This is a genomic window from Pseudomonas sp. NBRC 111119, from assembly GCF_001320125.1.
GTDB lineage: Bacteria > Pseudomonadota > Gammaproteobacteria > Pseudomonadales > Pseudomonadaceae > Aquipseudomonas > Aquipseudomonas parafulva.
The window spans coordinates 47,744-54,714 of sequence record NZ_BCAV01000059.1 but is presented as its reverse complement, the minus strand read 5'-3'; the positions used below and the strand labels follow the sequence as shown (position 1 = coordinate 54,714).

9 protein-coding genes are annotated in these 6,971 nt (G+C 63.2%); 5 read left to right on the top strand and 4 right to left on the bottom strand.

Going from position 1 to position 6,971, the window contains the following annotated elements:
- Window positions 1-186: 186 nt before the first annotated feature.
- Window positions 187-1,470, top strand: a complete 1,284-nt coding sequence (locus APH25_RS20660; RefSeq protein WP_060483202.1) for an FAD-binding oxidoreductase — start codon at window positions 187-189, stop codon at window positions 1,468-1,470.
- Window positions 1,471-1,523: 53 nt separating this feature from the next.
- Here APH25_RS20660 and APH25_RS20655 read toward each other — a convergent pair whose 3' ends face one another.
- Window positions 1,524-2,207, bottom strand: coding sequence for a hypothetical protein (locus tag APH25_RS20655; protein WP_060483201.1), 684 nt, complete (start codon window positions 2,205-2,207; stop codon window positions 1,524-1,526).
- Between the two features lie 224 nt (window positions 2,208-2,431).
- On the opposite strand from APH25_RS20655, the gene APH25_RS25750 reads away from it, so the two are divergent.
- Window positions 2,432-2,608, top strand: coding sequence for a hypothetical protein (locus APH25_RS25750; RefSeq protein WP_177331212.1), 177 nt, complete (start codon window positions 2,432-2,434; stop codon window positions 2,606-2,608).
- Between the two features lie 63 nt (window positions 2,609-2,671).
- Here the strand turns inward: APH25_RS25750 and APH25_RS20650 are convergent, their stop codons facing one another.
- Window positions 2,672-3,424, bottom strand: coding sequence for a TerC family protein (locus APH25_RS20650; RefSeq protein WP_028633380.1), 753 nt, complete (start codon window positions 3,422-3,424; stop codon window positions 2,672-2,674).
- 28 nt (window positions 3,425-3,452) lie between these two features.
- Window positions 3,453-3,692 (bottom strand): hypothetical protein, encoded by a 240-nt coding sequence (locus tag APH25_RS20645; RefSeq protein WP_060483200.1) that lies wholly within the window; start codon window positions 3,690-3,692, stop codon window positions 3,453-3,455.
- 135 nt (window positions 3,693-3,827) lie between these two features.
- Here APH25_RS20645 and nhaR point away from each other — a divergent pair, with 135 nt between their 5' ends.
- The 3 genes from nhaR to APH25_RS20630 all read left to right on the top strand — a co-directional run bounded on the left by nhaR (window position 3,828) and on the right by APH25_RS20630 (window position 6,722).
- Entirely contained in the window at window positions 3,828-4,721 is an 894-nt protein-coding gene (gene nhaR, locus APH25_RS20640; RefSeq protein ID WP_060483199.1) for a transcriptional activator NhaR, read from the top strand.
- Window positions 4,722-4,788: 67 nt separating this feature from the next.
- Entirely contained in the window at window positions 4,789-6,000 is a 1,212-nt protein-coding gene (gene sstT / locus APH25_RS20635) for a serine/threonine transporter SstT (protein WP_060483198.1), read from the top strand.
- A 74-nt stretch (window positions 6,001-6,074) separates the two neighbouring features.
- Complete coding sequence (locus APH25_RS20630) at window positions 6,075-6,722, top strand: YceH family protein (RefSeq protein ID WP_060483197.1); 648 nt, start codon at window positions 6,075-6,077, stop codon at window positions 6,720-6,722.
- Window positions 6,723-6,727: 5 nt separating this feature from the next.
- Here the strand turns inward: APH25_RS20630 and APH25_RS20625 are convergent, their stop codons facing one another.
- Complete coding sequence (locus tag APH25_RS20625; RefSeq protein ID WP_028633385.1) at window positions 6,728-6,916, bottom strand: hypothetical protein; 189 nt, start codon at window positions 6,914-6,916, stop codon at window positions 6,728-6,730.
- Between the last annotated feature and the right edge of the window lie 55 nt (window positions 6,917-6,971).

Below are 6,971 nucleotides of genomic sequence, written 5' to 3'. Positions count from 1 at the left end.
TCTACGCATTCCAAAACCCCTGTCAACATTTTTTTTCGCGCTAACCTACTGAATTGCAAACCCTTTATTCCCTGTGACGGGTAATCCCGGGGGGGTTGGGATTTTCAACGGATGACTAGCGGGTGTTTATTATTATTGATAGCATCGGTACATTCGTTAAAAATATAAAACACGAGGTTTCGCAGCATGGCTAACACCCCCTACCCCCAGTCCTACTACGCCGCCTCGGCCAACCCGGTGCCGCCACGTCCGGCGCTGCAGGGTGAGGTGGAAACCGATGTATGCATCATCGGTGCCGGCTACACCGGCCTGTCCAGCGCCCTGTTTCTGCTGGAAAACGGCTTCAAGGTGAGCATCGTCGAAGCCGCCAAGGTGGGTTTCGGCGCATCGGGCCGCAACGGCGGCCAGATCGTCAACAGCTACAGCCGCGACATCGACGTTATCGAACGCACCGTGGGCGCCCGCGAAGCCCAGCTGCTGGGCCAGATGGCCTTTGAAGGCGGCCGCATCATTCGCGAGCGCGTGGCCAAGTACAACATCCAGTGCGACCTGAAGGACGGCGGCGTCTTCGCGGCCCTCACCAGCAAGCAGATGGGCCACCTGGAATCGCAAAAGCGCCTGTGGGAACGCTACGGCCACACCCAACTGGAACTGATGGACCAGAAGCGCATTCGCGAAGTGGTTGCCTGCGACAGTTATGTAGGCGGCATGCTGGACATGAGCGGCGGCCACATTCACCCGCTGAACCTGGCGTTGGGCGAAGCGGCAGCCGTTGAATCCCTCGGCGGGGTGATCTACGAGCAAACCCCGGCCGTGCGCATCGAGCGGGGTGCCAACCCGGTGGTGCACACGCCTCAGGGCAAGGTGCGCGCCAAGTTCATCATTGTGGCCGGCAACGCCTACCTGGGCAACCTGGTGCCGGAGCTGGCCAGCAAGTCCATGCCCTGCGGCACCCAGGTGATCACCACCGAGCCCCTGGGCGACGAGCTGGCACGCACGCTGTTGCCGCAGGATTACTGCGTCGAAGACTGCAACTACCTGCTGGACTACTACCGCCTCACCAGCGACAAGCGCCTGATTTTCGGCGGTGGCGTGGTGTACGGTGCCCGTGACCCGGCCAACATCGAAGCGATCATTCGCCCGAAAATGCTCAAGGCGTTCCCGCAACTGAAGAACGTGAAAATCGACTACGCCTGGACCGGCAACTTCCTGCTGACCCTGTCGCGCTTGCCACAGGTCGGCCGCATCGGTGACAACATCTACTATTCGCAAGGTTGCTCGGGGCACGGCGTGACCTACACGCACCTGGCAGGCAAGGTGCTGGCCGAGGCCATGCGCGGCCAGGCTGAGCGTTTTGACGCCTTTGCCGGCCTGCCGCACTACCCGTTCCCGGGTGGCCAGCTACTGCGGGTGCCGTTCAGCGCCATGGGCGCCTGGTACTACAGCCTGCGCGACCGCCTGGGCTTCTAACGGCCTTTTGCGTTCAAGGGCTGCCTGGCAGCCCTTCGACCCTCAAGCGCAACCTACTTCAAGGTATCCATGGCCTGCCTGGCCGCCAGTTCCTGGCCTGCTTTGGCCAGCTCATCCGCTGCCTGCAACCAGCGCTGGCGGTCTACCTGCGCAGGCAGTTGCCTGGGCGGCTGCACCAGCAGGGCCCAGCTCCCCTCCTTCGCCCACGCAGCAGCAAAGTCATCGAACGCCATCAGCTGGCGCCGCTGCATGCCTGAGCGCAGCAGCACCCGCTGCTTGTAGCGGTCGTAGCCGATCAGCACTGCGTAGCGCGGCTCGCTCCACCAAGCCGAACCGTCCTGGTAACGCACCAGCACCGGGTAGCCCGCGGCCACCTGGGCCAGCAGGGCATCCAGCCGTTTGTCCAAGGGGTAGACCACCATGCCGTAATCCCGCGCCACACGCGGTATGCCCGTGCCCAGCGCGTCGGCGCCCTCGGGCAGGTTGAGCGGCGCATCCAGCAGCCCCGGGGTGATCGGGGCACCCTGTTGCGACAGCATGGCGGCCAGGGCCATGGCCCCGCTGTGGTTGGCGTTACCGCGGTAGAACGGCACGCTGCTGATTTCCACGCGTTGTGGCAGGGCTTTGAGGCTTTCAGAGGGGGCGCTGGCACAGCCTGCCAGGGTGGCGGCCACCACGCAGGCCAACAACAGCCCGCGTGAAGCGGCAATGAGCGGCTTGGAAGATAGGTGCGGCATGGACACTCGCTTGTACCAACGTCGGGCAGACAGCGCCCGGCTCTGCTGGCGATCATAGGTCGGACAGCGGCAGCGGTACAGCCCGACAGGCACATGAAAATAATCTCACGCAGCCATCGGGCGTTATTCGATGGAACGTCACACAGGCCGGGCTAGACTAAACAAGTGTCTGGAAGGCAAACGCTGGCGTTCAAAGCGCTCGCCGTAGAGATGGAGGCACAGATATGAGCATGACCATGGCAATCATCATGTTGGTGTGCATGTGGCTGAGCGTGGCAGCTGCCATGCTGTGGGGCGTACTGCGCGTCGCCCGTCGCCACGCCCACCCTCACGTGCAACCCAAGGCCGCCGCCAAGCCCCGGCCTGTGGTAACCGGCCGGCGCCCTGCCGGCGTTCACTGACTGGCTAACACAAAGGCCCCTAACGCTGAAACACCGGCGTTAGGGGCGCCCTGCCTGCGCGGGTTAGCCTTCGGACGCTTCGCGTTTCATCCGCGCCCGCCTTGCGAAGATGTTCAGCATCTCGATCACCGTCGAGAACGCCATGGCGGCATACACATAGCCCTTCGGCACATGGGCGCCAAAGCCTTCGGCGATCAGCGTCATGCCAATCATGATCAGGAAGCCCAGGGCCAACATCACCACCGTGGGGTTGTCATTGATGAAGTTGGCCAGCGGGTCGGCCGCCACCATCATCACGATCACCGCAGTGATCACGGCAATGATCATGATCGGCAGGTGTTCGGTCATGCCCACCGCAGTGATGATGCTGTCCACCGAGAACACGATGTCCAGCAGCAGGATCTGGAAGATCGCCGCCGCAAAGCCCAGGGTCACCGTTGAACCCACCTTGGATTCCTGCTTGGCACCGCGCGGGTCGACGTTTTCGTGAATCTCCCGGGTGGCTTTCCACAGCAGGAACAGACCACCGGCAATCAGAATCACGTCCTTCCACGAGAACGCGTTGCCGAACACCTCGAACACCGGGTCGGTGAGCTGCACGATCCAGGCGACGGTGCTGAGCAGCGCCAGGCGCATTATCAGCGCCATGCTGATACCAATGCGTCGCGCCTTGGAGCGGTAGGCCACGGGCAGCTTGTTGGTAAGGATGGAGATGAAGATCAGGTTGTCGATACCCAGTACCACTTCCATGGCCACCAGCGTGGCGAGGGCCACCCAGGCTGTGGGGCTAGCGGCAAGTTCCAGCAAATATTCCATTGTTCACATCCTGCTGCGGGGTTAGGGGTCAAATGTCCTGGGTTTCGGGTTTTGGCTCCGGGGCCTCGGGCTTGCGGCCTTCGGTGCCCAGTGCCTCGCTCAGCGCCTGCTGTGCGGCCTGGTTGGTGTCTTCAATGGCCTGCTTGGCCAATTGGGCAGCCTGGTCAAGCATCTGCTGGGCAGACTTTTCGGCCTGGTCACAACCGGCCAGGCTCAGCAGGGCCAGGGCCATGACCAGCGGTGTACCGATGGATTTCAGATAGAGCATAGGGGCCTCGCGTGTGTATAACCGCCAAGGCGCACAGGGCGCCTGATAGCTCGGAATTCTAGACAAGCCAATACATCAGTAAAATTCGTATTTTTGCGGGGTATACTTCGGTTTTAACGAATCGGGAGGTTGCTGATGCTCAACTATCGCCAGCTGCACTATTTTTGGGTGGTTGCCAAGACCGGCAGCATCGCGCGCGCCAGCGAGCAGTTGAACCTCACCCCGCAAACCATCAGCGGCCAGATCAGCCTTTTCGAGCAGGCTTACGGCCTGGAGTTGTTTCAGCGCGTGGGCCGGCAGTTGGAGCTGACCGAAACCGGGCGCCAGGCCCTGGCCTACGCAGAGCAGATGTTCCAGCTGGGCAGCGAGCTGGAAGCGATGCTGCGCGCAGGGCCGCAGGAGCAGATTCTGTTCCGGGTAGGTGTGGCCGACGTGGTGCCCAAGCCCATTGTCTACCGCCTGCTGGCACCGACCATGGAGCTGGACGGCGTGCTGCGCATCAACTGCCGTGAAGACAAACTGGAACGGCTGCTGGCGGACCTGGCTATCCAGCGCCTGGACCTGGTCATCAGCGACAGCCCCATGCCCAACCACCTGGACATCAAAGGCTATAGCCAAAAGCTGGGCGAATGCGGCCTGAGCTTCTTCGCCACACCGGCGCTGGCCCAGCGGCATGCCGGCCCCTTCCCTGCCTGCCTGCAGGATGCGCCGCTGCTGATACCTGGGCAGGAAACCGTGGTGCGCAGCCGCCTGCTGCGCTGGTTGGGCGAACAGCAAATCCAGCCACGCATCGTCGGCGAGTTCGACGATAGCGCCTTGATGCAGGCGTTTGGCCAATCGGGCAGCGGTATCTTCGTGGCACCCAGTGTGATCACCGACGAGGTGTGCCGCCAATACGGCGTGCAACTGATCGGCCAGACCGAGGCGGTGAACGAATCCTTCTACGCCATTTCGGTGGAGCGCAAGGTCAAGCACCCAGGCATCGTGGCGATTACCGAAGGGGCGCGGCGGGAACTGTTCAACTGGTAGCCAGCACGGCGCTGCCAGTGGGTGTGGTAAAGTCCCGCCCTTTTGACGTTTCAGGACTTTGCTGCACATGACGCCGTTTGTTCGCCTTATCAACCGCACCAGCCTGGTGACGCAGATCGTCATTGGCCTGCTGGCCGGCATCGCGCTGGCCCTGCTGGCGCCCAACGTCGCGCGCGACCTGGCATTTCTGGGCAAGGTGTTCGTCACCGCGCTCAAGGCGGTGGCACCGGTGCTGGTGTTCGTGCTGGTGATGGCCTCTATCGCCAACCACCGGCACGGCCAGCAAACCCATATTCGCCCGATTTTGTGGCTGTACTTGCTCAGTACCTTCGGCGCAGCCGTGGTGGCCGTGCTGGCCAGCATGGTGTTCCCGTCGCATCTGGTGCTGAACACCAGCGAGGCCACGCTGAGCGCCCCTGGCGGCATCACCGAGGTGCTGCAAAACTTGCTGCTCAGTGCCGTCGACAACCCCGTCAGTGCCTTGGTGAACGCCAACTTCATCGGCGTGCTTACCTGGGCCATCGGCCTGGGCATAGCCTTGCGCCATGCCAGCGACACCACCCGCACCGTGGTGGATGACCTGTCCAACGGCGTAACCTTGATCGTACGCATGGTCATCCGCTTCGCGCCACTGGGCATTTTCGGGCTGGTCACTTCCACCCTGGCCCAGTCGGGCCTCGACGCCCTGCTCGGTTACCTGCACCTGCTGGCGGTGCTGATCGGCTGCATGCTGTTTGTAGCCCTGGTGATGAACCCGCTGATCGTGTTCTGGAAAACCCGCAGCAACCCGTACCCGCTCACCCTGCTGTGCCTGCGTGAAAGCGGTATCACGGCGTTCTTCACCCGCAGTTCGGCCGCCAACATCCCGGTCAACCTGGCCTTGGCCGAGCGGCTAGGCCTGCATGAAGACACTTACTCGGTTTCCATCCCGCTGGGGGCGACGATCAACATGGCCGGCGCCGCGATCACCATCACCGTGCTCACGCTGGCGGCCGTGCATACGCTGGGCATTGCCCTGGACGTGCCCACGGCCATACTGCTGAGCGTGGTGGCCGCCGTCTGCGCCTGTGGCGCTTCAGGCGTGGCCGGTGGCTCGCTGCTGCTGATCCCGCTGGCCTGCAGCCTGTTCGGCATCCCCAGCGAAATCGCCATGCAGGTGGTGGCCGTTGGCTTCATCATCGGCGTACTGCAGGATTCGGCCGAAACCGCGCTCAACTCCTCCACCGACGTGCTGTTCACCGCCGCCGCGTGCCAGGGCGAAGCACGGCGCAGCGCCTGAAACACCGGGCCGCCTTGCGGCCCATGCGTGCTTTACCTACGCTAGTGGCCTTTTCCTACAGATGAGGCAGGGCCATGTCCGACCACGAAAGCGCAGGCGAAGGCCGCTTCAACAGCATCGAGATCCGGGTGCTGGGCGCGCTGATCGAAAAACAGGCCACCAGCCCGGAAAGCTACCCGCTCACGCTCAACGCGCTGCTGCTGGCCTGCAACCAGAAGACCAGCCGTGAACCGGTGATGAACCTGACCCAGGGCCAGGTCGGCCAGGCCCTGCGCAGCCTGGAGGGGCAGGACATGGCGCGCCTGCAGATGGGCAGCCGTGCGGACCGTTGGGAGCAGCGGGTGGACAAGGCGCTGGAGCTGGTGCCCGCGCAACGGGTGCTGTTGGGCCTGATGTTCCTGCGTGGGCCGCAAACCCTGAGCGAACTGCTGAGCCGCAGCAACCGCCTGCATGAATTCGACGACACCGAACAGGTGCAGCACCAGCTCGAGCGCCTGGTGTCCCGTGGCCTGGCCCTGCACCTGCCGCGGCAGGCGGGCCAACGTGAGGACCGCTACACCCACGCGCTGGGTGACCCGGCAGAAACCGAGGCAATTCTGGCAGCACGTCAGCAGGAAGGCGGCACGCGCAGCAGCGGCGCCACTGCCTCGGAGGAGCGAATCGACGCCTTGGAAGCGCGCATTGCGGCACTGGAGGCACGGCTGGCCGAGCTGGAAGGCTAGGCCACTCACTGTTCAGGTTCGGGGAAGTTACGGCAGCTTTTGCGCTCGGCCAATTCACGATCACTGGGGCGCTGGTCGACGAACACGGTGCGGCCGTCGGCGTAGATTTCCAGGTAGCCCCAGTGCAGATCCTGCTCTTGCTGCCCAGGCTTAGGGGGCACGAGCCACCAGGGTTCGCGGCTGATCAGGGTCATGGTGCGGTGTCCTGAGGGTGTTTGCAGCTAAGCATAGACACCCTCAGGCTTTAGG

Coding starts and splice junctions, on each gene's coding strand:
- APH25_RS20645 (WP_060483200.1), bottom strand. CDS start 3,692: ATGCTCTATCTGAAATCCATCGGTACACCGCTGGTCATGGCCCTGGCC.
- APH25_RS20625 (WP_028633385.1), bottom strand. CDS start 6,916: ATGACCCTGATCAGCCGCGAACCCTGGTGGCTCGTGCCCCCTAAGCCT.
- APH25_RS20630 (WP_060483197.1), top strand. CDS start 6,075: ATGTCCGACCACGAAAGCGCAGGCGAAGGCCGCTTCAACAGCATCGAG.
- APH25_RS20655 (WP_060483201.1), bottom strand. CDS start 2,207: ATGCCGCACCTATCTTCCAAGCCGCTCATTGCCGCTTCACGCGGGCTG.
- APH25_RS20660 (WP_060483202.1), top strand. CDS start 187: ATGGCTAACACCCCCTACCCCCAGTCCTACTACGCCGCCTCGGCCAAC.
- nhaR (WP_060483199.1), top strand. CDS start 3,828: ATGCTCAACTATCGCCAGCTGCACTATTTTTGGGTGGTTGCCAAGACC.
- APH25_RS25750 (WP_177331212.1), top strand. CDS start 2,432: ATGAGCATGACCATGGCAATCATCATGTTGGTGTGCATGTGGCTGAGC.
- APH25_RS20650 (WP_028633380.1), bottom strand. CDS start 3,424: ATGGAATATTTGCTGGAACTTGCCGCTAGCCCCACAGCCTGGGTGGCC.
- sstT (WP_060483198.1), top strand. CDS start 4,789: ATGACGCCGTTTGTTCGCCTTATCAACCGCACCAGCCTGGTGACGCAG.